General features: G+C 73.9%; 24 protein-coding genes. 12 read left to right on the plus strand and 12 right to left on the minus strand.

Annotation, left to right across the window (positions count from 1 at the left end):
• The first annotated feature begins 403 nt into the window (after positions 1 to 403).
• Both F1544_RS26590 and F1544_RS26595 read left to right on the plus strand, forming a co-directional pair.
• Positions 404 to 1,591, plus strand: a complete 1,188-nt coding sequence (locus F1544_RS26590) for an EAL domain-containing protein (RefSeq protein WP_167588017.1) — start codon at positions 404 to 406, stop codon at positions 1,589 to 1,591.
• Positions 1,588 to 1,761: a DUF1059 domain-containing protein gene (locus F1544_RS26595; protein ID WP_167588018.1), complete on the plus strand. Its 174-nt coding sequence runs from the start codon at positions 1,588 to 1,590 to the stop codon at positions 1,759 to 1,761. Before F1544_RS26590 ends, F1544_RS26595 begins: the two co-directional genes overlap by 4 nt.
• Positions 1,762 to 1,833: 72 nt before the next feature.
• Here the strand turns inward: F1544_RS26595 and F1544_RS20265 are convergent, their stop codons facing one another.
• Positions 1,834 to 2,298, minus strand: a complete 465-nt coding sequence (locus tag F1544_RS20265; RefSeq protein ID WP_167588019.1) for a PPOX class F420-dependent oxidoreductase — start codon at positions 2,296 to 2,298, stop codon at positions 1,834 to 1,836.
• A gap of 235 nt (positions 2,299 to 2,533) precedes the next feature.
• Between F1544_RS20265 and F1544_RS20270 the strand changes: the two genes are divergently transcribed.
• Both F1544_RS20270 and F1544_RS20275 read left to right on the plus strand, forming a co-directional pair.
• Positions 2,534 to 3,934, plus strand: a complete 1,401-nt coding sequence (locus tag F1544_RS20270) for an amino acid permease (RefSeq protein WP_167588020.1) — start codon at positions 2,534 to 2,536, stop codon at positions 3,932 to 3,934.
• An 89-nt stretch (positions 3,935 to 4,023) separates the two neighbouring features.
• Positions 4,024 to 4,539: a DUF427 domain-containing protein gene (locus F1544_RS20275; protein WP_167588021.1), complete on the plus strand. Its 516-nt coding sequence runs from the start codon at positions 4,024 to 4,026 to the stop codon at positions 4,537 to 4,539.
• Positions 4,540 to 4,558: 19 nt separating this feature from the next.
• On the opposite strand, the gene F1544_RS20280 is transcribed toward F1544_RS20275, so the two are convergent.
• Complete coding sequence (locus F1544_RS20280) at positions 4,559 to 4,849, minus strand: hypothetical protein (RefSeq protein WP_167588022.1); 291 nt, start codon at positions 4,847 to 4,849, stop codon at positions 4,559 to 4,561.
• 177 nt (positions 4,850 to 5,026) lie between these two features.
• Between F1544_RS20280 and F1544_RS20285 the strand changes: the two genes are divergently transcribed.
• The gene (locus F1544_RS20285) at positions 5,027 to 6,886 is read left to right on the plus strand and encodes an ABC transporter ATP-binding protein (protein WP_167588023.1); all 1,860 of its coding nucleotides are present in this window, start codon (positions 5,027 to 5,029) and stop codon (positions 6,884 to 6,886) included.
• 25 nt (positions 6,887 to 6,911) lie between these two features.
• Entirely contained in the window at positions 6,912 to 7,343 is a 432-nt protein-coding gene (locus tag F1544_RS20290) for a hypothetical protein (protein ID WP_167588024.1), read from the plus strand.
• A 78-nt stretch (positions 7,344 to 7,421) separates the two neighbouring features.
• Here F1544_RS20290 and F1544_RS20295 read toward each other — a convergent pair whose 3' ends face one another.
• The 5 genes from F1544_RS20295 to F1544_RS20315 form a co-directional block, all read right to left on the minus strand.
• On the minus strand, positions 7,422 to 9,782 hold the full coding sequence (locus F1544_RS20295; protein ID WP_167588025.1) for a glycoside hydrolase family 9 protein: 2,361 nt from the start codon (positions 9,780 to 9,782) through the stop codon (positions 7,422 to 7,424).
• 191 nt (positions 9,783 to 9,973) lie between these two features.
• A complete protein-coding gene (locus F1544_RS20300; RefSeq protein ID WP_308470220.1) occupies positions 9,974 to 10,432 on the minus strand; it encodes a MarR family winged helix-turn-helix transcriptional regulator in 459 nt (152 codons plus the stop codon).
• Entirely contained in the window at positions 10,425 to 11,549 is a 1,125-nt protein-coding gene (locus F1544_RS20305) for an LLM class flavin-dependent oxidoreductase (RefSeq protein WP_167588026.1), read from the minus strand. The genes F1544_RS20300 and F1544_RS20305 overlap by 8 nt, the downstream gene beginning before the upstream one ends.
• Before the next feature lie 122 nt (positions 11,550 to 11,671).
• Complete coding sequence (locus F1544_RS20310) at positions 11,672 to 13,168, minus strand: amino acid permease (RefSeq protein WP_167588027.1); 1,497 nt, start codon at positions 13,166 to 13,168, stop codon at positions 11,672 to 11,674.
• Positions 13,169 to 13,235: 67 nt separating this feature from the next.
• Positions 13,236 to 13,460 carry a DUF5703 family protein gene (locus F1544_RS20315; protein ID WP_167588028.1) on the minus strand — a complete coding sequence of 75 codons (225 nt, stop codon included), beginning with the start codon at positions 13,458 to 13,460 and terminating at the stop codon, positions 13,236 to 13,238.
• Between the two features lie 38 nt (positions 13,461 to 13,498).
• Here F1544_RS20315 and F1544_RS20320 point away from each other — a divergent pair, with 38 nt between their 5' ends.
• Together F1544_RS20320 and F1544_RS20325 are read left to right on the plus strand one after the other, a co-directional pair.
• Positions 13,499 to 13,843 carry a primosomal protein gene (locus tag F1544_RS20320; protein WP_167588016.1) on the plus strand — a complete coding sequence of 115 codons (345 nt, stop codon included), beginning with the start codon at positions 13,499 to 13,501 and terminating at the stop codon, positions 13,841 to 13,843.
• A gap of 249 nt (positions 13,844 to 14,092) precedes the next feature.
• Positions 14,093 to 14,935 carry an undecaprenyl-diphosphate phosphatase gene (locus F1544_RS20325; protein ID WP_167588038.1) on the plus strand — a complete coding sequence of 281 codons (843 nt, stop codon included), beginning with the start codon at positions 14,093 to 14,095 and terminating at the stop codon, positions 14,933 to 14,935.
• 61 nt (positions 14,936 to 14,996) lie between these two features.
• On the opposite strand, the gene corA is transcribed toward F1544_RS20325, so the two are convergent.
• Positions 14,997 to 15,977 (minus strand): magnesium/cobalt transporter CorA, encoded by a 981-nt coding sequence (gene corA / locus F1544_RS20330; protein ID WP_208972283.1) that lies wholly within the window; start codon positions 15,975 to 15,977, stop codon positions 14,997 to 14,999.
• 58 nt (positions 15,978 to 16,035) lie between these two features.
• On the opposite strand from corA, the gene F1544_RS20335 reads away from it, so the two are divergent.
• Genes F1544_RS20335 through mshC form a run of 4 tightly spaced genes read left to right on the plus strand, consistent with a single transcriptional unit; the run spans position 16,036 to position 19,608 of the window.
• Positions 16,036 to 16,773, plus strand: a complete 738-nt coding sequence (locus F1544_RS20335) for a histidine phosphatase family protein (RefSeq protein WP_167588030.1) — start codon at positions 16,036 to 16,038, stop codon at positions 16,771 to 16,773.
• Positions 16,774 to 16,821: 48 nt separating this feature from the next.
• Positions 16,822 to 17,373: a DUF3090 domain-containing protein gene (locus tag F1544_RS20340; protein WP_167588031.1), complete on the plus strand. Its 552-nt coding sequence runs from the start codon at positions 16,822 to 16,824 to the stop codon at positions 17,371 to 17,373.
• The gene (locus F1544_RS20345; RefSeq protein ID WP_373368103.1) at positions 17,370 to 18,275 is read left to right on the plus strand and encodes an SCO1664 family protein; all 906 of its coding nucleotides are present in this window, start codon (positions 17,370 to 17,372) and stop codon (positions 18,273 to 18,275) included. Before F1544_RS20340 ends, F1544_RS20345 begins: the two co-directional genes overlap by 4 nt.
• Before the next feature lie 46 nt (positions 18,276 to 18,321).
• Entirely contained in the window at positions 18,322 to 19,608 is a 1,287-nt protein-coding gene (mshC, locus tag F1544_RS20350; protein ID WP_167588032.1) for a cysteine--1-D-myo-inosityl 2-amino-2-deoxy-alpha-D-glucopyranoside ligase, read from the plus strand.
• Between the two features lie 178 nt (positions 19,609 to 19,786).
• On the opposite strand, the gene F1544_RS20355 is transcribed toward mshC, so the two are convergent.
• The 4 genes from F1544_RS20355 to F1544_RS20370 all read right to left on the minus strand — a co-directional run.
• On the minus strand, positions 19,787 to 20,551 hold the full coding sequence (locus tag F1544_RS20355) for an AIM24 family protein (RefSeq protein WP_167588033.1): 765 nt from the start codon (positions 20,549 to 20,551) through the stop codon (positions 19,787 to 19,789).
• Positions 20,548 to 21,216: an AIM24 family protein gene (locus tag F1544_RS20360; protein WP_167588034.1), complete on the minus strand. Its 669-nt coding sequence runs from the start codon at positions 21,214 to 21,216 to the stop codon at positions 20,548 to 20,550. The genes F1544_RS20355 and F1544_RS20360 overlap by 4 nt, the downstream gene beginning before the upstream one ends.
• Positions 21,216 to 21,848 carry an AIM24 family protein gene (locus F1544_RS20365; RefSeq protein WP_167588035.1) on the minus strand — a complete coding sequence of 211 codons (633 nt, stop codon included), beginning with the start codon at positions 21,846 to 21,848 and terminating at the stop codon, positions 21,216 to 21,218. The genes F1544_RS20360 and F1544_RS20365 overlap by 1 nt, the downstream gene beginning before the upstream one ends.
• A 122-nt stretch (positions 21,849 to 21,970) precedes the next feature.
• The coding region (locus tag F1544_RS20370; RefSeq protein ID WP_167588036.1) for a PAC2 family protein at positions 21,971 to 22,617 on the minus strand (647 nt) is incomplete at its 5' end.

The following is a 22,617-nucleotide window of genomic DNA, read 5'->3' on the forward strand; positions in this document are numbered from 1 at the left end:
GGCCGCGTCGGCCTCGGCCTGCGCGTCCCGCGCCGAGGCGGCCGCCGCGGCGAGGGGACCGGTGGTCGCGAGGGGGCTGGTGGGTGCGGACGGGCCGGTCGGGGCGGCGTGCGCCGCGCCGGGGAGGGCCAGCAGGAGGCCGGGGACGACGAGCGCGGGCAGGACGACGGAGCTCACGCGCCGCAGCGCGGCGCGCCCACCCGGGAGTCCCACGTCGGGGACGTCGACGTGCGGTGCGGGGCCCTTGAGCGCCCGGCACCCGAAACTCGTCGGGTCCAGTGCCGGAGCAGGCCGTGATCAGGGGGTCACGCAGTTACGCTGGCACGCCACCACAGCACCTTCACATCGACGCAGAGCCCACCACCTGACACTCTGAGTGTCCGCAGCACGGAGGGAGTGCACTGTGAGCGAACGGCACGACCGGGTCCGCTGGCACCGGCGCCTGGACTCCCTGGCCGATGACCCGACCGCGCTGCGCCTGGTGCTGCACCCGGTCGTGGACGTGGTCGCCGGTCGCGTCGCGGGGTACGAGGCGCTGTCGCGGTTCGACTCGCGCCTGCCGACGGAGGCCTGGTTCGACGCCGCGCGCGCTCTGGGCCGCAGCCCCGAGGTGGACCGGCTGGTGCTGAGCCGGGCGCTGCCGCTGCAGGCGACGCTGCCGCACGGCACCTTCCTCACCGTCAACGCCAGCCCCACGTCGCTGCGCGAGCCCGAGGTCCTGGACACCCTGCTCGCCCACGACCTCTCCAGCGTCATCGTCGAGGTCACCGAGCACGCCGACTGCGCCCCCTACGACCTCCTCGAACCGCTGCGGCGGCTGCGGGCCCGCGGCGCGAAGATCGCCCTGGACGACGTCGGCACCGGGCACTCCGGCCTCCTGCGCATGGCCGTCCTGCGCCCGGAGATGGTCAAGGTGGACCTCCAGCTCGTGCGCGGGGTCGCGGGCGACCTGGTCAAGCGGTCGCTGGTGCAGTTCCTCGGCCAGTGCGCGGCCCGCCTCGACGCCTGGATCGTCGCGGAGGGGGTCGAGACCACCGAGGAGCTCGACGTCCTCACCAGCATGGGCGTGCCCCTCGTGCAGGGCTTCCTGCTCGCCCACCCCGACGCCGCCTTCCAGCAGCTCTCGCCCGCCGCCGCCTCCCTGCTGGCCGCGGCCGCCCCCGCGCGCCGCCCCGACCAGGGCCGCCGGCTCGCGAGCGAGCTGACCCGGCGCACCAAGACGGTCCGCACGGCGGTCGAGGCGTCCGAGATCGCCGCCGCCGACTGCGCCCCCGTCGTCGTGGTCGACCACCAGGACGTCCCGCAGCTGCTCGTCCTGCCGGCCCCCCGGCCCGGGGACTCCCCGCGCGTCACGCGCATCGACGTCACGCTCGCCCCCGAGACGGCCGTCGCCGACGTCGCCGAGCGCGCCGTCGCCCGCCACCCCGCGACCCGCTTCGACCCCGTCGTCTGCACCGACGCCACCGGCCGCTACGTCGGCGTGGTCGGGGTCGAGGACGTCCTGCTCGACCTCGCCCGCCACCCCGGCGGGCCGGGGGAGGTGGACCTGCGGGCGACCGCGACGGTCCCGGCCACCCGGAGCGTGCGGTGAAGGTCTTCCGCTGCGGCGACGTCGTCCCCGGCTGCGAGCGCGACTTCCTGGGCGCCGACCGCGACGACATCCTCCGCCAGGTCGCCGCGCACGCCGTGCTCGACCACGGCCTGCCCACCGTCGACCCCGACCTGGTGCGCCAGGTCGAGGAGAACATCCGCGACGTCTGACCCGTCGGTCGGCGGACCCGTCGGTCGGCGGACCCGTCGGCCGGCGGACCCGGTGCTCAGCCCACCAGACGCTCAGCCCACCAGGCGCGGCGGGAAGCCGCCCGTGGCGATGGGGCCCCAGCGCTCCGGCGTGATGCGCAGCAGGCACTTGCCCTGGCGCTGCATCGCGGCCCGGTACTCGTCCCAGTCGGGGTGCTCGCCGGAGATGTTGCGGAAGTAGGTGACGAACGCGTCCAGGGCCTCGGGCAGGTCCAGGACCTCCGCCGACCCGTCCACCTGCACCCACGCGTCGCCGAAGGCGTCGGAGAGCACCAGCACGCTGACCCGCGGGTCGCGGCGCACGTTCACGGCCTTCGCCCGCTCGGGGTAGGTCGAGATGACGATGCGGCCGTCGTCGTCGACGCCCGCGGTCACCGGGGACAGCTGCGGGGAACCGTCCGCGCGGTAGGTCAGCAGGACGACGTCGTGGCGCTCGCGGACGAAGGCGAGGAGCTCGTCGCGCTCGACGCGGCGGTTGGTGGCGGCGGTGGGACTCATGCGGCGAACGCTACTGCGCACGGCGGGCCCCTCACGTGCGGCGACCGCGGGCGGGCGCCCGGTGTGCAGGACTCGTGGACACGGAGTGAACACGAAGCGGCGTGCCGGTCGCGCGCGGGCCCCGCGAGGGTGCAGGCTGCGGTCCGCGCTCGACGCGTGCACCGCCCGACGTCCCCGCCCGCCCCGCAGTCGAGCCCGGCACCCGCGCCCCGCACCCGAGCCCCAGGAGGTCCCGATGGACACGGCAGCACTCGGCACGGGGCTCAAGCCCCGCCACATCACGATGATCTCGATCGCCGGGGTGATCGGCGCCGGCCTCTTCGTCGGCTCGTCCAACGCGATCAAGACCGCCGGCCCCGCGGTGCTCATCTCCTACGCGCTCGCGGGCACGCTCGTCGTGCTCGTCATGCGCATGCTGGGGGAGATGGCGACGGCCAACCCCGACACCGGCTCGTTCTCCACCTACGCCGACCGGGCGCTGGGCCGCTGGGCCGGGTTCTCCGTCGGGTGGCTGTACTGGTGGTTCTGGGTGCTCGTCATCCCCGTCGAGGCCACCGCCGCGGCCAACATCCTCTCCAACTGGATCGGCGCCCCGCAGTGGGTGTGGGCGCTGGTCGTGACGCTCGCCCTGACCGCGAGCAACCTCGCGAGCGTCGGCAACTTCGGGGAGTTCGAGTTCTGGTTCGCCACCGTCAAGGTCGTCGCCATCGTGGCCTTCATCGCCATCGGGCTGCTGGCCATCTTCGGCGTCCTGCCGGGCAGCGACGCGAAGGGCACCCCGGGGCTGTCGGCCGCGGGCGGCTTCCTGCCCAACGGGTTCACGGCCGTGCTGGCCGGGATGCTCATCACGATGTTCTCGTTCATGGGCACCGAGATCGTCACCATCGCCGCGGCCGAGTCGTCCGACCCCGAGAAGGGCGTGCGCCGCGCCACCAACTCGGTGATCTGGCGCATCGGGCTGTTCTACATCGGTTCGATCTTCGTGGTCGTGGCCCTCGTGCCGTGGAACTCGGGCGACCTGGCGGAGAACGGCTCTTACCAGACGGTGCTGCAGAGCCTCGGCATCCCGGGCGCGGCGACGATCATGGACATCGTCATCCTCACCGCCGTCGCGAGCTGCCTGAACTCCGCGCTCTACACGGCCTCGCGCATGGTGTTCTCCCTCTCGCGCCGCGGCGACGGGCCGGCGTGGCTCAGCCGGGTCTCGCGCCACGGCGTGCCGTGGACCGCGATCCTCGCCTCGACCGCCGTCGGGTTCCTGGCCGTCGTCGGCAACTACGCGCTGCCCGACCGCATCTTCTCGCTGCTGCTGGCCACCAGCGGTGCGCTCGCGCTCGTCGTCTACGGGTTCATCTCGCTCACGCAGGTCTTCCTGCGCCGCCGGATGGACGCCGACGGCCACGAGCCGACGATCCGCATGTGGCTGTTCCCGTGGCTCACGTACGCGACGATCGCCTTCATCGTCGTCGTGCTCGCGCTCATGGTGATCCTCCCCGGCCAGCGCGTGGAGCTCGTACTGTCGCTGGTCCTCACCGCGATCGTCGTCCTCGTCGGGGTCCGCCACGGACGGCGCCACGGCGTGGACGTGCGCACCACCGCCGGGGCCGGCAGCACCGCGGGCCGCGACGGTCGCTGAGGCCACCGCGGACGCCCCACCACCCCGCTCCCGTCGACCGCGACGGGGGCGGGGTGGTCGTGCGTGCGCCGGGCGCGCAGGATCAGGTCATGGCCTCCCCCCGCACCCCTGACGTCTTCGGCCCCGGCCAGGAGTCCGTCTGGGACTACCCCCGCCCGCCCCGCCTGGAGGCCTCGCGCCACCGGGTGCGCATCCTCGTCGGCGACATCGTGATCGCCGACGTCCGGCCCTCCGACGGCGCCGCCTGGCGCGTCCTGGAGACCAGCCACCCGCCGACCTACTACGTGGCGCGCCCGGCCTTCGACGAGGCGTGGCTGCGGCCGGGTCAGGGGCGGAGCTGGTGCGAGTGGAAGGGCCAGGCGTCCTACACCGACGTCGTCGGCCCGGGTGGTGAGGTCCTCGTCGAGCAGGCCGCCTGGTCCTACGCCGACCCGACGCCGGGCTTCGAGGCCCTCACCGACGCCCTGGCGTTCTACCCCGGCAAGGTGCACTGCGAGGTCGGCGGGGAGCTCGTGCGGCCGCAGGCCGGGGGCTTCTACGGCGGCTGGATCACCGACGAGGTCGTCGGCCCCTTCAAGGGCGAGCCCGGCACGATGGGCTGGTAGCCCCGGCCGGGGGCGGGCCTCAGGAGGCCAGCTCCAGCACGACGGGCAGCGGGCCGGTGGCCGCCGCCGCGGCGCGGACCTCGTCGAGGTAGTCGGCCACGGCGTGCGGCTGCACGTGCAGCGTGCGGCGCTCGAAGGTGCCGTCGACGTCCCAGCCGACGACGACCTCGGGCACGTCCACCCCGGCCGCCCGCAGGCTGGCCGCGAGGTCCGCGCTCAGCGTCTCGCCCGCCGCGACGGACAGGGCCAGCTCACGGCGCGCGGAGTCCAGACCCCGCCACCAGGCGTCGACTGCTCGTTGTTCGGTCACGCCGTTGACATCGGCGCGCCCGGTCTGGACGCGACACGTGATCGCCCGGGTGGAGCAGGGCCACCACCCGGGCGCGCGGCCCGCTCACCCTGCGTCCACCGCACTGCCCCGGCTGCGCACCCGGTCGCGCGCCCGCGTGGTCCTCGGCTGTCCTCCCCACCCCGTAGCGTCGTGGGCATGAGCATGGAATCTGTCGCCTGGGGCTCCATGTACAGCGCGATGTCGGCGCAGCAGCGCCGCCCCTTCTCCCGCGAGACCGTCCGCCGCGTCCTGGACCTGGCCCGTCAGCGCCGCGGCGCCCTGGGCGCCTTCATCGCCCTCAGCGTCGTCAGCGCCGTCCTCGGCGTCGCCACCCCGGTCCTCGCGGGCCGCGTCATCGACGCCATGACGGCCTCGGACTCGAGCCTCGTCGTGCGGCTGGCCCTGCTGATCGCCGCGGTCGCCGTCGCCGACGCCGGCCTCGGGCTGCTGGTGCGCTGGCTGTCCTCGACGATCGGGGAGAACCTCATCCTCGACCTGCGCACCGCCGTCTTCGACCACGTGCAGCGCATGCCGATCGCCTTCTTCACCCGCACCCGCACGGGCGCGCTCGTCAGCCGCCTGAACTCCGACGTCCTGGGCGCGCAGCGCGCGTTCAGCGGGACCCTCTCGGGCGTCGTCAGCAACGTCGTCGCCGTCGTCCTGACGGGCGTCGTCATGATCGGCATCTCGTGGCAGATCACCCTGCTCGCGCTCGTGCTGCTGCCCGTCTTCGTGCTGCCCGCCCGCCGGATGGGGCGCCGCCTGGCGCAGATGTCGCGCGACGCCGCCGCCTACAACGCGACGATGACCAACCAGTCCACCGAGCGCTTCTCCGCGCCGGGCGCCACCCTCGTGAAGCTCTTCGGCCGCCCCGAGGAGGAGTCCGCGGCCTTCGCGGCCGCGGCCCGCCGGGTGCGCGACATCGGCATCCGCAGCGCGATGCTCCAGTCCGTCTTCGTCACCGCCCTGACCCTGGTGTCGGCGCTGGCGCTGGCGCTGGTCTACGGCATCGGCGGCCTCGCCGCCGTGGCCGGCACGCTGGACACGGGGCAGATCGTGTCCCTGGCGCTGCTGCTGACCCGGCTGTACGCCCCGCTGACGTCGCTGGCGGGCGCCCGCGTCGACATCATGAGCGCCCTCGTGAGCTTCGAGCGGGTCTTCGAGGTCCTCGACCTCGTGCCGCTGGTGCGCGAGCGCGAGGGCGCGCGGACCCTGCCCGCGGGCCCGGTGGCCGTCGAGTTCGACCACGTCACCTTCGCCTACCCCGCCGCCACCGAGGTCTCGCTGGCCTCGCTGGAGGAGGTCGCGACCCTCGACACCCGCGGCGGCGTCGAGGTGCTGCACGACCTGAGCTTCCGCGTCGAGCCCGGCCAGGTCGTCGCCCTCGTCGGCTCCTCCGGCGCCGGCAAGTCCACCATCGCGACGCTGCTGGCCCGGCTGTACGACGTCACCGGGGGAGCCGTCCGCCTCGGCGGGCAGGACGTGCGCGACCTCACGGCCGCCTCGATCCGCGCCACCGTGGGCGTCGTGACCCAGGACGGGCACATGTTCCACGAGTCGCTCCGCTCCAACCTGCGCCTGGCCCGGCCCGAGGCCACCGACGAGGAGATCGTCGACGCGCTGCGCCGCGCCCGCCTCGGCGCCGTGCTGGACGCCCTGCCCGACGGGTTGGACACCGTCGTCGGCGAGCGCGGGTACCGCTTCTCCGGCGGGGAGCGCCAGCGCTTGACCATCGCGCGGCTGCTGCTCGCCCAGCCCCGCGTCGTCGTGCTCGACGAGGCCACCGCGAGCCTCGACTCCTCCTCCGAGGCGGCCGTGCAGGCCGCGCTGGACGAGGCGCTGGAGGGCCGCACCGCCCTCGTCATCGCCCACCGGCTCTCCACGATCCGCACCGCCGACCTCATCCTGGTCGTCGAGGGCGGCCACATCGCCGAGCGCGGCACCCACGAGGAGCTGCTGCGCGCCGGGGGCCGCTACGCGGAGCTGCACCGCACGCAGTTCGCCACGGCCGACTGACGCGCGGCCGGGCGAGGGGAGCGACGTGTCCGGCAGCCTCGCGCCCGGCACCGCCCTGCTGGCGGGCGCGGCCCTGCACGCCGGCTTCCAGGCCGTCGTCACGTTCGTCGTCTACCCCGCGCTCGCCGACGCCGGCCGGGCCTCGCCCTCGACGTGGGCGGTGGTGCACGCGGCGCACTCGCGCCGCGTCGGCGCCGTGGTGGCGCCCGTCTACCTCGTCGTGCTGGGCACGTGGGCGTGGGTCTTCGCGAGCCTGCCGCTGACCCCGGCGCTGGTCGTCTCCGGGGTGGGCAGCGCGGTCGCGGGCCTGACCACGGCCGCGGTCGCCGCCCCCACCCACACCCGCCTCGGCCGCGACGGCCCCGCACCCGCCCTGCTCACCCGGCTGCTGGTCGCCGACCGGGTGCGGTGCGCTGGCGCGGTCCTGGCCCTCGCCGCGGCCGCGGTGGCCGGCTGAGGGTCTCGCCCGCAGCGGTCCGGACCTGACGCGGCCCCGGCGGGAGGAGTCCCGCCGGGGCCGCGTCCGCAGCTCGGGTCAGCCGCGGTGGGAACCGTCGCGGCCGTTGTCCTGGTCGGCCACGAAGGAGGCCACCCACGACAGCGCCGAGTTCCAGTTCACCGTGATCTCGTTCGTCGACCACGAGCCGATGTCGTCGACGTAGCAGAACTGCGCCGCGCACCCGTTCGGGAAGAGCGGGGCCGAGACCGGGTCACCGCTCGTCGTGGTCGTCGAGTTCGGTCCGCCGGCCACCGTGCCCGCGGGCGGGTGCGGCAGCGCCGGGTCGAGCTGGTGGGCGTACATCCGCGAGTGCTGGTTCTCGGAGTACACGTCGCCGTAGCCCGTGATGTAGGAGCGGTTCAGCGCGTTGCGGCCCAGCAGGTAGTCCATGCTGCGAACGACCCCGTCGCGGTAGGCCGCCCGGCCGCTGATGTCGAACGCGGTGCCGAGCACCTGCTGGTTGTTGAGGATGGCGCTGTTCGAGCCCCAGGCGTACTGCCCGCCCTCGGGGGCGTAGGCCTGGCCGAAGGGCTGCGCCGCCTGGGCGGTCAGGTAGCCGTCCGCCGCGGTGAGCACCGACTGCCGGACCCGGCGCAGCTCCCTGGCGTTCAGGTGGCTCGGCACGGTGGCCAGGTCCATCCGCGCCAGCGGCGCCACGTGGCCCCAGTCGAAGCCGCCGGGGGTGAAGACGTCGGCGGTGTGGACGGGGGAGGCGAGCACGTCCTTGCGGAACGCGGGCTCACCGGTGCTCAGGTAGAGCTCGGTGGCCGCCCAGTAGAACTCGTCGGAGACGTCGCGGTCGTCGTAGGGTCCGCTGCCCGGGTTCGGGTCGAGGGCCGCGTCGGGAGCCGGGGCGTAGACGGCCGGGTTGGCCTGCGCGGCGGCGTAGGCCGTGCGGGCCGCGGCCAGCAGGCGCTTCGAGAACGCCTTGTCGTAGGGAGCGAAGAGGCGGGCGCCCTGCGCGGCGGTCGCGGCGACGTTCAGCGTCGCGGCGGTCGACGGGCGGTACAGCACGCGCGCCTGCGGGTCGGTGGCCGGGTCCTGCGGCAGGCCGGTCCAGTCGGCGTCGGCGACCTTGTGGAACACCATGCCGGCCAGCGGACGGCCCGGCTGCACCTGCATCTTCAGGAACCACTCGAGCTCCCAGCGCGCCTCGTCGAGGACGTCGGGCACCTTGTTGCCGGCCTCCGGCACCCGCAGGGTGCGGTCGCCCAGTGCGCCCCGGTCGGCCGTGGCGGCGTCGCGGGTGCGCTCGAACTCCTGCAGCAGCTGCGCGACGGCGATGCCGCCGTTGACGACGTACTTGCCGTGGTCGCCCGCGTCGTACCAGCCGCCGGTGACGTCGCTGGTGTAGTCGCACGTGAAGGGTGCGTCGCCCTGCTTCACGAGCAGCTTCTGGGAGTCGTCGGTGAGGCTCTGGCAGGGCACCGCGGTGTCGCCCTGGTTGGGGGCGACGCCCACGTGACCCGCCGCGCGGCCGTAGCCGGGGGCGACGGCGTCGGAGATCGGGGTGCCGCTGCGGTTGGTGTAGAAGAACGTCTTCGCGTCCACGCGCAGCCGCTCGTAGGCCGCGTCGCCGATGGCGAAGGGGTGGCTGGTCTGGCCGTCCGCGGTCAGCGTGTAGCCGTCGCCGGCGCGCGTGAAGCCGCCGAAGTCGATGCTGTGCACGCTCAGCCCGGCGGTCGGGTCCACACCGCGGGGGGTGCTGCGCCCGGAGGCGACGACCGCGCCGGCCGCGTTCTTCAGCTGCCACGGCAGGGCCGTCGTCGCGTCGGTGACCAGGGTGGCGCCCTTGGGCCCCTTCGGCAGGTACGCCTCCTGGTTCACGCGCACGCGCGAACCCGTGTCGGGCTGGTAGGCGGGCTTCTCGGCGCCGCCCTGCAGGACGACGTCGTCCACGCAGAACGTGTAGGCGACGGGGTTGACGATGTCCTGCTGGAAGGCCAGCTGCGCCGTCGGGTAGTCCCGGTCGGCGGTGAAGTAGAGGGTCGACGCGCCGAAGTCCGCGGTGAAGGCGGGCTTCACCGCGGGCAGGAACTGCTGGTAGTTCACGTCCGGGCCGCCCTGCACGACCACGCGGACGGGGCCCTGGGTGGCGGGGGTCGAGCGGGCGCGGAAGCTGAGGGCGTACTGCTCGCCCTTCACCAGCGGCACGTCCTGCTGGATCGCGGCGCTGTAGGGGGCGCTGCCCGCGGGCACGCTCATGCAGCCCGCGCCGTCGGTGACGGTGGGGCCGGGGTAGATCGTCCAGCCCGTGGTGCCCTGGTCGAAGCTCCCGTTGGTGATCTGGTCGGCCGCCTGCGCCGACGGCGCGAGGGCGAGGCTGGTGGGGACGAGCAGGGCGGTGGCCAGGGTGAGAGCACTGGCGCGGCGCCTCCGCTCCGGGGTCAGTGGCACGTGGTTCCTCCTCGTTGAGAGCGCTCTCCGAGCGCTGGGGCAACCTTCACCCAGCTCACGGCACGTGTCAACGCGAACACACAGCAAGACGCGCCCCGCCGCACGGGCGCCGCTCAGCCGCTGGCCCCGGTCAGCGCGTCCACGACCACCCGCCGGCGCCGACGCCGACGCCGAGCAGACCAGGACGGCCGTCAGTCGCCGAGCGCCTCGCGGGCCAGGCGCGTGAGGGTCGCGAGGTCCTCGGCCGGCATCGAGGCGAGGTTGCGGGCGATGCTCGCGGCGTGGCGGCCGCCGATCTCCCGCTGCCGCTGCGCGCCCGCCGCGGTCAGGACCACGACGACCCCGCGCCGGTCGTCCGGGTCGTCCTCGCGCCGCACGAGCCCGTCGCGCTCGAGGCGGTCGACGAGCCGGCTGAGGGAGGGCTGCGGCAGGTAGACGTCCTCGCTGAGCCGGCCCAGCCGGGCGTGCCCGCCGGGCTGGAGCGACAGGGTGTGCAGGACGTCGTACTCGCGCAGGCCGAGGCCCTGCCAGACGTCGTCGGCGGCGAAGCGGCGCAGGAGCGTGGCCTGCAGCCGGAACACCGCCTCCCAGGCGTCGACCGCGGCCCGGGTGCGTCCCGGGCCGCGGTCGGCGGTCACCTCGTCAGGCACGGCCGGCGGCGTCCCCACCCGCCAGCTCCTGCGCGAGCTGCAGCTGCCGCGCGGCCACGAGCGAGGCGTGGTCCGGCGGGTCGCTCGGCACGTGAGCGGGGCGGCGCGCCTCGAACTCCTTGCGCAGCACGGGCACGACCTCCTCGCCGAGCAGGTCGAGCTGCTCCAGCACGGTCTTCAGGGGCAGCCCGGCGTGGTCGAGCAGGAAGAGCTGGCGCTGGTAGTCGCCGAAGAACTCGTGGAAGGTCAGGGTCTTCTCGACGACCTCGGCGGGGCTGCCGACGGTGAGCGGGGTCTGCGCGGTGAAGTCCTCCAGCGACGGCCCGTGCCCGTAGACGGGGGCGTTGTCGAAGTAGGGCCGGAACTCCCGCACGGCGTCCTGGGAGTTCCTGCGCATGAAGGCCTGCCCGCCGAGCCCGACGATCGCCTGCTCGGGGGCGCCGTGGCCGTAGTGGGCGTAGCGCTCGCGGTAGAGGTTGATCAGCCGGATGTAGTGCTCCTTCGGCCAGAAGATGTTGTTGGCGAAGTAGCCGTCGCCGAAGTAGGCCGCGATCTCCGCGACCTGCGGGGTGCGGATGGAGCCGTGCCAGACGAAGGGCGCGACGCCGTCCAGCGGGCGCGGGGTGGACGTGAAGCCGCGCAGGGGGGTGCGGAACTCGCCCTCCCAGTCCACGACCTCCTCGTCCCAGAGCCGCCGCAGCAGCTGGTAGTTCTCCACCGTCAGCTCGACGCTGCGCCGGGGGTCCTTGCCGAACCAGTCGTAGACGGGGCCGGTGTTGCCGCGGCCCAGCATGAGGTCGGTGCGCCCGTCGGAGAGGTGCTGCAGCATCGCGAAGTCCTCCGCGATGCGCACCGGGTCGTTGGTGGTGATGTGGGTGATCGAGGTCGACAGCGTCAGGCGCGTGGTCCGGGCCGCGATCCAGGCGAGCATCGTCGTGACGGCCGACGGCACGAACGGGTGGTCGTGGTGCTCGCCGACGGCGAAGACGTCGAGCCCGACCTCCTCGGCGTGCTGCGCGATCGTGGTCAGCGCCTTGATCCGCTCGGCGCCGGTGGGCGTGCGCCCCGTCGTCGGGTCCGGGGTGATGTCCCCGACGCTGAAGATGCCGATCTGCATGACCACTCCTCGTCGCAAGTCCATGCGTTTGCATGTACCTGCCTCAACGGGGAGTGCCGCACCCTTGTTCCCGCCGTGATCACGCAGGTGACACCTGCATGATCACGGGGGAGTGGTGCAGGTCAGGACGGCGAGGAGCCGGCGTCCTCGCGCGCGGGGGCGGCCAGCCGGGACTTGCGGTAGCCGTAGGCCAGGTAGACGACGAGGCCGATGACCATCCAGACGCCGAGGCGGACCCAGCTCTGCCCGGGCAGGAAGCCCATGAGGACGAACGCGGCGACCGCGGAGATGATCGGCAGCACGGGCACCAGGGGCATCCGGAAGGCCCGGGGTAGGTCCGGCCGCGTGCGGCGCAGCACGATGACGCCGATCGAGACGAGGACGAAGGCGAACAGGGTCCCGATGTTGACCATCTCGGCGAGGTCGCTGATCGGGGTGAAGGCCGCGACCACCGCCACGACCGCCCCGGTGATGGCCGTGATGCGCACCGGGACGCCCGTGCGGTCGTTGACCAGGGAGAACCAGCCGGGGATCAGGCGGTCGCGCGACATCGCGAAGAGCACCCGGTTCTGGCCGAGCATGAGGATCATCATGACCGTCAGCAGCCCGACGACCGTGCCCACGCTGATGAGGGTGGCGACCAGGTCCGCGCCCACGTCGCGGAAGGCGGCGGCCAGCGGCGCCTCGACGCTGATGCGGTCGTACTTCACCATCCCCGTGATGATCAGCGACACGACCACGTAGAGGCCCGTGCAGATGGCGAGCGAGCCGAAGATGCCGCGCGGCATGTCCCGCTGCGGGTTCTTCGTCTCCTCCGCGGCCGTCGCGACGATGTCGAAGCCGATGAAGGCGAAGAAGACCAGCGCGGCGGCCGTGAGGATGCCGCCGACGCCGAAGGTGCCCAGCGGCAGGCCCAGGTCCTGCCACAGCGCCGGGTCGGCCGGCTCGCTGGAGGCGCTGGGGGCACCCGTCGGGGGGATGAACGGGGAGTAGTTGGAGGCCTTGACGTAGAACAGGCCGGCGACGATGACGAACGCCACGACGAGCAGCTTGATGCCGACGATCACGGCGTTGACGCGCGCCGACGCCTTGGTGCCCACGCACAGCACGAGGGTGAGCACGACGATGACGCCCGCGGCGATGAGGTTCGGCGAGGTGAAGCTCGGGCTGCTGGAGTACAGCCACGCGGGCAGCTCCAGACCCAGGGTCTCGTCGAGCAGGTCCGCGGCGTAGCTGGACCACCCGACCGCCACCGTCGCGGCGCCCAGGGCCAGCTCGAGGATGAGGTCCCAGCCGATGATCCAGGCCACGACCTCGCCCAGGCTGGCGTAGGAGAACGTGTAGGCGGACCCGGCGACCGGCACCGTCGAGGCGAACTCGGCGTAGCAGAGCGCCGCGAGGGCGCACACGATGCCGGAGACGACGAAGGAGATCGCGACGGCCGGGCCGGCGCGCGTTCCCGCCGCCTCGCCCGTGAGGACGAAGATGCCGGTGCCGATGATGACGCCGACGCCGAAGACGGTGAGGTCCCAGGCGCCCAGCGACTTCTTCAGCCGGTGGCCGGGTTCGTCCGTCGTCGCGATGGCGTCCTCGACGCTCTTGGTCCGGAAGATGCCCACGCGAAGCTCCCTCGCCTCTGCGGCGGCTGTGCCGCCGCCCCGACCGACGGGGACGAACGTAGCGACCTCAGCTCGTGCGGGCGACCCGGATGATCTTCCGGCGCAGCCAGACCTTGCGGTGCCCGCCCAGGTACAGGCGCACCCGGGCGAGCTCCCAGTGGCCGTACTCGGCGTGCTCGGTCAGCAGCCGCCGCGCCTCGGAGCGCGAGGTCTCGCGGGGCAGCGTCAGGACGCGGTACTCGTACTGCTCGGGCGGCGTGGAACGGGACCTGGACGAAGACTCGGCAACCATCGCGCCCATTGTGACCCCGCTCCGCTACGGTCGTGCCCATGACCCCGGAACCGCGTGCCGCACTCGCACGCCTCGTCGCGGCGCTCGAGGGTCACCTCGACGTGGCCGCCAACCGGCGCGGGGAGGCCGACCCCGCGGTGGCGGCCGCCTACCAGCGCGTCGCGGAGGCCTTCGAGGTCTACGACGACGCCCTGTACTCCGCCTACGACGAGGTCACCCCGCTCGTGCTGTACGACGACGTCGAGGACGACCGCGACGACGACGACGAGGACGACGAGGACTCCGACGACGACGACGCGGAGGACGACGACTCCGACGACGAGGACGACGACGCCCCCGCCGGCGACGCCGCCCCCGGCGCGACGGCCGACTCCCGCCGCTGAGGCGCCGAGCCGCTGAGACGCCGCCCCGCGGCCGGTGTGCAGCGGGCCTGTGGAGGTCCCGTGCCCGCCCGCGGGGACTGTCGTGGCGGCGGCCCGCGGCTTCACCGGGGCTTCATCCGCACCCGCTAGTGTCCGCGCCGTGCTCACTGCTCGCTCCCGGACGGCGACCCTGCGCTGCGGCGCAGCCTCGCCCGTCCTGATCTCCGCCCGTCCGGCCCCCCGCTGCGTCCCGGGGGCCGCCCGGTGAGCATGGGAGTGGGGGAGGCTCTCCTCCTCGGCCTGGTGCAGGGGCTCACGGAGTTCCTGCCGATCTCCTCCAGCGCCCACCTCGCGATCGTCGGCACCCTCATCGGCGCCGACGACCCCGGCGCCGCCTTCACCGCCATCATCCAGCTCGGCACCGAGGCCGCGGTGGTCCTCTTCTTCCGCCGCGACATCGCCCGCATCATCAGCCGCTGGGTCCGCTCCCTCACCGGGTCGGTGCCCCGCGACGACCCCGACGCGCGCATGGGCTGGCTCGTCATCGCCGGCACCGTCCCCATCGGTGTCCTCGGCCTGCTCTTCCAGGACCAGATCGAGAGCACCCTGCGCGGCTTCCTCGTCATCGCGACCACGCTGTGGGTGTTCGCCCTGATCCTCGGCTTCGCCGACCGCAGGGGCCGCAAGGAGCGCACGCTCGACCGGCTCACCTGGAAGCACGGCCTGCTCTTCGGCGCCGCGCAGTCCCTCGCGCTGATCCCCGGCGTCTCCCGCTCCGGCGGCACCATCACCATGGGCCTGCTGCTGGGCTACACGCGCGAGGCCGCCGCCCGGTTCTCGTTCCTGCTGGCCATCCCCGCCGTCCTGCTCTCCGGCTTCTACCAGCTCTTCGACGAGCTCAAGCACGGCACCGCGGTGCCCTGGGGACCCACGGCGCTCGCCACCGTCGTGTCCTTCGTCGTCGGCTACGTCGTCATCGCCTGGCTCATGCGCTACATCTCCACCCACAGCTACACGCCGTTCGTCGTGTACCGCCTCGTGCTGGCCGTCGTCGTCTACGGCCTCGTCGCCTTCGGCGCGCTGCCCGCGCTCACGTCGGGGAACTTCGGCTGATCCCGGCACCGCGGCGGCGGGGAGCACACGCGGCTCCCCGTCGCGGCCGCCCGGACGCCCCTCAGAGCCAGCCGACCCGCTTGAACTGCCGCCACAGCAGGTAGCAGACGCCCACCATGAGGGCCACGCACCCCGGGTAGCCGAAGCGCCACGACAGCTCCGGCATGTGCTGGAAGTTCATCCCGTACACGCCCGCGATCAGCGTCGGCACCGCGAAGATCGCCGCCCACGCCGAGATCTTGCGCATGTCCTCGTTCTGCCTCACCGAGACCTGCGCCAGGTGGGCGTTCAGGATGTCGGTCAGCAACCGGTCGTAGCCCTCGACGTGCTCCGCCACCAGCACCAGGTGGTCCAGCACGTCGCGCAGCACGAACAGCGCGTGGTCGTCCGGGTCGCTGCCGTCGCGGTCCACCAGCTGCTTCAGCGGCGCCACCAGCGGCGACGCCGCCCGCCGCACCTCCAGCACCTCCCGCTTGAGGGAGTAGATGGTCTGCGCGTCGGAGGAGCGCGCCGGGGAGAACACCTGCTCCTCGACCTCCGAGACGTCCTGGTCCAGCGCCGTGTCGATCTCCACGTACCCGTCCACGACGTGGTCCAGGACCGCGTGCAGCACCCCGCGCGGCCCGTGGCTCAGACGCTGCTGGTCGTGCTGCAGCAGGTCCCGCACGGGCTTCAGCGACCCCACCTCACCGCGGCGCACCGTCACCAGGAACCGCTCGCCCACGAACAGCATCACCTCGCCGGTCTCCACGCTCGAGTCCGCCTCGTGGTACTCCAGCACCTTCAGCACCACGAAGAGCGTGTCGCCGTAGCGCTCCACCTTCGGCCGCTGGTGCCCCACCACCGCGTCCTCGACCGCCAGCCGGTGCAGACCCAGCTGCCGGCTGATGCCCGCGAACTCCTCCGCCGTCGGGTCCTTCAGCCCCAGCCACAGGAACCCGTGGCCGTCCTGCTCGCACCGCGCCAGGGCCGCCTCGACGTCCCCGACCTCCTCCCGGTGCCCCTCCGCGTACGTCGCCACGTCCACGATCACGCCCGCCATCCTCCCCCCGCCGCCGGGGCGCCGCAGGCGGCCCCCGCCCCCTGCCTAGGCTGGGCGCGTGCCGACCCTCCTGCTCGTCCGCCACGGCCGCAGCACCGCCAACACCGCCGGCGTCCTCGCCGGCTGGACCCCCGGGGTGCACCTGGACGACCGCGGCCGCGAGCAGGCCGCGGCCCTCGCCACCCGGCTCGCCCCCGTGCCGCTCGCCGCCGTCGTCGCCTCCCCCCTCGAACGCTGCCAGGAGACCGCCGGCGCCCTGCTCACCGTCGACGGGCCCACCGGGCCCCGCCCGGCCGTCGCCACCGACGACCGCCTCGGCGAGGCCCGCTACGGCGACTGGACCGGCCAGGAGATCAAGACCCTCACCAAGCACCCGCTCTGGAGCACCGTGCAGGTGCACCCCTCCGCCGCCGTCTTCCCCGGCCCCGAGGGCGAGGGCCTCGCCACCATGCAGGCCCGCGCCGTCACCGCCGTGCGCGAGCACGACGCCCGCGTCGCCGCCGAGCACGGCGACGACGCCGTCTGGGTCGCCGTCACCCACGGCGACATCATCAAGGCCGTCCTCGCCGACGCCCTCGGCCTGCACCTCGACCTCTTCCAGCGCATCAGCGCCGACCCCTGCTCCGTCTCCGTCGTCCGCTACACCCCGCTGCGCCCCTTCGTCGTGCGCATGAACGACAGCGGCGGCGACCTCTCCTCCTTCGCCCCGGCCCCGAAGAAGAAGACCACCCGCCGCCGCAGGACCGCCCCCGCGGCCTCCTCCGACGCCGTCGTCGGCGGCAGCACCGGCACGTGAGAGCCGCCCCCACCTGCGCGCCCCGGCCCGCGGCGTAGGGTCCTGCTCATGCCGGTCCACGACTACGACCCGCCCGAACGCTTCGTGGCGGGCACCGTCGGCGAACCCGGATCCCGCACCTTCTTCCTGCAGGCCCGCTCCGGGACGCGGCTCACGTCCGTCGCCCTGGAGAAGGCCCAGGTGTCGGCGCTCGCGGAACGCGTGGGGGAGCTGCTCGACGAGATCGTCCGGCGCTCGGGCGGTCAGGCTCCCGTGCCTGCGCTGCCCGCGGCCGGCACGGAGGACACCGCCCCGCTCGAGGTGCCCATCGACGAGGAGTTCCGCGTCGGCACCATGAGCCTCGCGTGGGACGGCGAGCGCGAGGTCGTCGTCATCGAGTGCTTCGAGGTCGACGACGGCGACGCGGAGGAGGAGCTGCCGACCGAGCCCGACCCGACCCGCAGCGTCCTGCGGGTGAGCCTGGACGGGCCCGCCGCCCGCGCGTTCACCCAGCGCGCGCTGAGCCTCGTGGCCGCCGGTCGCCCGCCGTGCCCGTTCTGCACGGGTCCGCTCGACGCCTCCGGCCACATCTGCCCCCGCGCGAACGGCTACCGGCGCTGAACGGCGCGTTCGCCGGCCTGACCGAGGCCGAGGCGCTCGACCGCCTCGCCACGGGGGAGCTGGTCATCCGCGGCCGCCTGGCCGACGCGTCCAACGCGACGATGTACGCCGTCGCGGTGGGGGAGTGGGGCGAGGTCGCCTGCGTCTACAAGCCGGTCTCCGGCGAGCGGCCGCTGTGGGACTTCCCGGACGACACCCTCGCCCGGCGCGAGGTGTCCTCCTACGCCGTCTCGGCCGCCACGGGCTGGGACGTGGTACCGCCCACCGTCTTCCGCGACGGACCGCTGGGCCCCGGCAGCGTCCAGCTCTGGCTGGCCCGCGAGCCCGACCCCGAGGACGAGGACGAGGCTGAGGCTGAGGACGGGGAGCCCGGGGACGAGGAGCTCGAGGCGGACGACGTCGAGGAGGTCGTCCTGCCCGAGCCGGGCGCCGGGCTCATCGACATCTGCAGCGTGCGCCGGGTGCCGCCCGGCTGGCTGACCGTGCTGACGGCCGAGGACGGGCGCGGGCGACCCGTGGCCCTCGTGCACGCCGACGACCTGCGGCTGCGCCGGATGGCCGTCCTCGACGTGGTCCTCAACAACGCCGACCGCAAGGGCGGGCACGTCCTGCCCGGGTGGGACGGCGCCGTGCACGGCGTCGACCACGGGCTGACCTTCCACGGCGAGCCGAAGCTGCGCACCGTCCTGTGGGGCTTCGCGGGCACGCGCCTGCTGGCCGAGGAGCGCGAGGTGCTCGCGGGGCTCGCGCGGGACCTGCAGGAGCGCCTCGGCGAGGTGCTGACGGACCTGCTGAGCGTCGAGGAGGTCGTGGCGACGCTGGAGCGCGTGGAGCGGCTGCTCGCCGCGGACCGGCTGCCCCGCGCCCGCGGCGGGAACCCGATCCCCTGGCCGCCCTTCTGACGCTCCCGCTGTCGGGACGCCGCACCACCGCGGGTAGGTTGCGCTGGTGCGTTCCTGGCCCGCCCCCGACCCCGCGACCCTGCCGGGAGGAGGCACCCTCCCCGGCCGGGGACGGCAGGTCCACCTGCACGACACGGCGTCCGGCGGGCTCGTGCCGACCGGGCGGGCCGACGGCAGCGGCCCCGTCACCCTCTACGTCTGCGGCATCACCCCGTACGACGCGACCCACCTGGGCCACGCCAACACCTACGTCGCCTTCGACCTGCTGGGGCGCGCGTGGCGCGACGCGGGCCACGAGGTCACCTACGTGCAGAACGTCACCGACGTGGACGACCCGCTGCTGGAGCGCGCGACCGCCACGGGCGTCGACTGGCGCGACCTGGCCGCCTCGCAGGTGGAGCTGTTCCGCGGCGACATGACGGCCCTGTCCGTCGTGCCGCCGGAGCAGTACCTCGGCGTCGTCGAGGCCGTCGAGCTCGTCGCGCAGTCCGTGCGGGACCTGCTGGCCGAGGGCGCCGCCTACCGGGTCGCCGGCACCGACGGCGCTCCGGACGGCGACGTGTACTTCCGCGTGGACGCCGACCCGGGCTTCGGCGCGGTCTCCGGCTTCGACGCCGCCACGATGCGGCAGCTGTCCGCCGAGCGCGGCGGGGACCCGGACCGCCCCGGCAAGCACGACCCGCTCGACCCGCTGCTGTGGCGCGTGGAGCGCCCGGGTGAGCCGTCCTGGGACGGCGGCGTCCTGGGCCGCGGGCGCCCCGGCTGGCACATCGAGTGCACCGCGATCGCGCTGCGGCACCTGGGCATGCCGATCGACGTGCAGGCCGGCGGCAGCGACCTCGTCTTCCCGCACCACGAGATGGGCGCGTCGCACGCGCACGTCCTGCGCCCGCAGGACGGCTCCTTCGCCCGCGCCTACGCCCACTCGGGGATGGTGTCGCTCGGCGGGGAGAAGATGAGCAAGTCGCTCGGCAACCTCGTCCTCGTCTCGAAGCTGGTGGCGGCGGGGGAGGACCCGGCCACCGTGCGCCTCGCGATCGTCGCGCACCACTGGCGCAGCGACTGGGAGTGGGACGACGCCGTCCTCATCGCGGCGCGCGAGCGCTGCGGGCGCTGGAGCCGCGCGGTCGCGCTGCCGACGGGCCCGCCCGCGGGGGAGCTCCTGGACGGGGTCCGCGAGCGGATCGCCGACGACCTCGACGCCCCGGGCGCGGTGGCCCTGATCGACGCCTGGGTGGAGGCCGCGCTGAGCACCGGGGGAGCGGACGCCGGTGCCCCGGACCTGGTGCGCCGCACCGCATCCGCTCTCCTCGGCGTCCTGCTGCCGCACTGATCGACCGACGCCGTCTGCCTCGACCGGCAGGCGGCGTCTTCATCTGTAGTTCTTCGTATACTATAGCCCTCTGCGCAATCACTCCGTTCCAGTCCACGTTGGCGACACCGCGGGAACCCGCCTCGACACCAGACCCGCCGTGATCATGCAGGGATCACCTTCCTGATCACGGCGGGGGTCACTGGCGGTGCTGCTGGATCTGCGCGCTGATGACGCCCTGCAGGTGCGTCAGCTGGTCCACGCCGAGGGAGCGCACCTCGCCCTCGAGGCGGCGCACGACGTGCGGGTCCTCGAGCATCCGCTCCGACGACTGCAGCAGGACGGTGCCGGCGCCGGTGAAGTCGTACTGGCGCTCCTCACCGGACCGCGCGCCGAGGACCGCGCTGCGGGCCGCGCCGAGGAAGTGCCCCATCCAGCCGGCGTCGAAGTGCTGGGCGGGGGCGGGGCAGTCGGCCCAGCCGACGAGGGCCTCGGGGTCCACCCGCACGGGCGGTTCCACGAAGATGACCGGGCCGGAGGAGGAGGCCAGGAACTTGCCCGTGCCGAGCAGGGTCAGGAAGCCGGGGATGATCGACTCCTTCAGCTCCAGACCGGCGTCGAACGCGAGCAGGTTCGCCGCCCGGACGGTGAGGTTCCCGTCGTCGAGGTCGTAGGAGTTGATGTCGTACCCGCGGTCGCCCAGGATCACGTGGCCCTGGCCGTTGGCGACCACCCAGTCCCGGCTGTACAGCGGGGAGGAGAAGTGCGACGCCACCATCGACGTCATCGAGGTCGCCGTCAGCGGTTCGAAGCGGATCGTGCCACCGCCGCTGGGGTAGTAGGCGATCATCCGGCCCGTCTGCATGAACAGCGGCCCGGTGAGCCGGACGCAGTAGGCGTAGGCGTTGTCGGGCAGGTTGTCGTGGTCGGGGAGGGTCTGCGGGTCGAGCGGCTGGGTGCTCACAACTTCTCCTCCGACGCCTGGACGTAGACGGTGCCCTGGCCGGACACCTTCAGCTGCACCGCTTCCCCGGACCCCCGGCCGACGGCGTCGCGCCACCCGACCGACGCGCTCACGTCGACCCGGAGGTTGCCGGTGTGCGCGACGTAGGCCTGCGGGTCGACGACGACCTGCCGGGAACCCCCGACCTGCAGGGCGTACGTCCCGCCGTGGGAGAGCAGGGCCACGGAACCCCGGCCGGACAGCTGCGTGGTGAACAGCCCCTGGCCGGTGACGGCGCCGCGCACGGCGCCCCGCAGCCCGCCCTGCTGGCCGAGGAACACCACGGAGGAGGACATCGAGGCGTCGTGGGCGAGGAGGCGGTCCGCCTCCACCGACATCGGCTCGCTGCCGTCGAGCTCGACCACGGTGACGTGGTGACCGCGGAAGCCGTAGTGCACGGTGCCGGAACCCTCCGCCACCATCAGCGGGACGGCCTCGCCCTGCATGGCGCGCCCCAGGGCCGAGGCGATGCCGCCGCCGTACCCGCCGCCGCCGGGTCCGGCCGAGACGGGGGAGAAGCGCACCTGCCCGGTGGTGGCGAGCATCGCGCCGCGCCGGGCGAGGACCTCGGCGCCGGGACGCACCTCGGCCAGGACGACCTTGGAGGTGACCTTCGTGAAGCCCATCAGCGCTCCTCGGGCTGGATGTAGACGACGCCGTCGCCCTCGAAGCGCAGGGAGAACGCCTCGCCGGAGCTCTCGCCGATGAGGTTGCGCCACGAGACGTCGGTGACGAAGGACTGCTGGAGCCGGCCCACGGACCCGATGTAGGAGTCGGGGTCGACGACGAGCGGGGTGGCGGGGGAGACCCGCAGGGCGATGGGCGGGCCGCCCAGGGAGATCAGCGCGACCTGCCCGTGCCCGGTCACCGTCGTGGTGAACAGGCCCTGGCCGCTGGAGGCGCCCTGCAGCCCGGTGAACGTCACGTCGGTGCGCAGGGAGTCCGACAGGGCGAGCAGCCCCTCGGACTCCGCCTTGAGCACGTCCCCCGCGAGGTCGAGCACGAGGACGTACCCGGCCCCGACCGCGAAGTGGACCGTGCCGCGGCCCGTCACCTCCATGAGGCTCAGGGACTCCCCGGTGACGCGCTGCTTCAGCGCCGCCCGGAAGCCGCCCCCGCCGCCCACGCCCGCGTTCTTGAAGGTGACGTCGCCCTCGTAGGCGACCATCGACCCCGTCGCAGCGCGCACCGCGCTGCCCTTGCTCCCGTCGAGGTCCACGACCAGGACCCTCGGTGACTCCAGACGCCAGCCGGCCATCGCTCGCCGTCCCCCGCTCCGTCGCGCTGCACTCGGTCCCCGCGATCATGCCGGTGCGGGGGGCCGTCGTGCCAGCGCCGTCCGGGGGTGTGTCCCGCGCCGGCGGGACCCGGGGGCGGCCTTCAGGCGCGGCGGGGCGGATCGTCCCGGCGGCGCAGGTAGCGCTCGAACTCGCGGGCGATGGCCTCGCCGCTGGCCTCGGGCAGCTCGGCGGTGTCCTTGGCCTCCTCGAGCTGCTGCACGTACTCGGCGATCTCGGAGTCCTCGCTCGCCAGCTCGTCGACGCCGTGCTCCCACGCCCGGGCCTGCTCCGGCAGCTCCGCGAGCGGGATCGACACGTCGAGCAGCTCCTCGACGCGGTGCAGCAGCGCGAGCGTGCCCTTGGGGGAGGGGGGCTGCCCGACGTAGTGGGGGACGGCCGCCCACAGCGACATCGACGGGATGCCCGCGTTGGCGACGGCGTCCTGGACGACGCCGACGATGCCCGTGGGGCCCTCGTAGCGGGAGGACTCCAGCGCCAGCTGCTCCGCGAGCTCGGCGTCCTCGCTCGAGCTCGTGACGGGCAGCGGCCGGGTGTGCGGGACGTCGGCGAGCAGCGCCCCGAGGGTCAGGACGAGGCTGGCGCCGACCTTCTCCGCCTGCTCCACGACCTCGCGGGCGTAGGAGCGCCAGCGCATGGACGGCTCGATGCCGCGCACCAGCAGGACGTCGCGCGACGCCTCGGGCAGGCGCGCGTAGGAGATGCGCGTCGTCGGCCAGGTGAGCTGGC

It is taken from the genome of Kineococcus rubinsiae (assembly GCF_011839805.1).
Taxonomy (GTDB): domain Bacteria; phylum Actinomycetota; class Actinomycetes; order Actinomycetales; family Kineococcaceae; genus Kineococcus; species Kineococcus rubinsiae.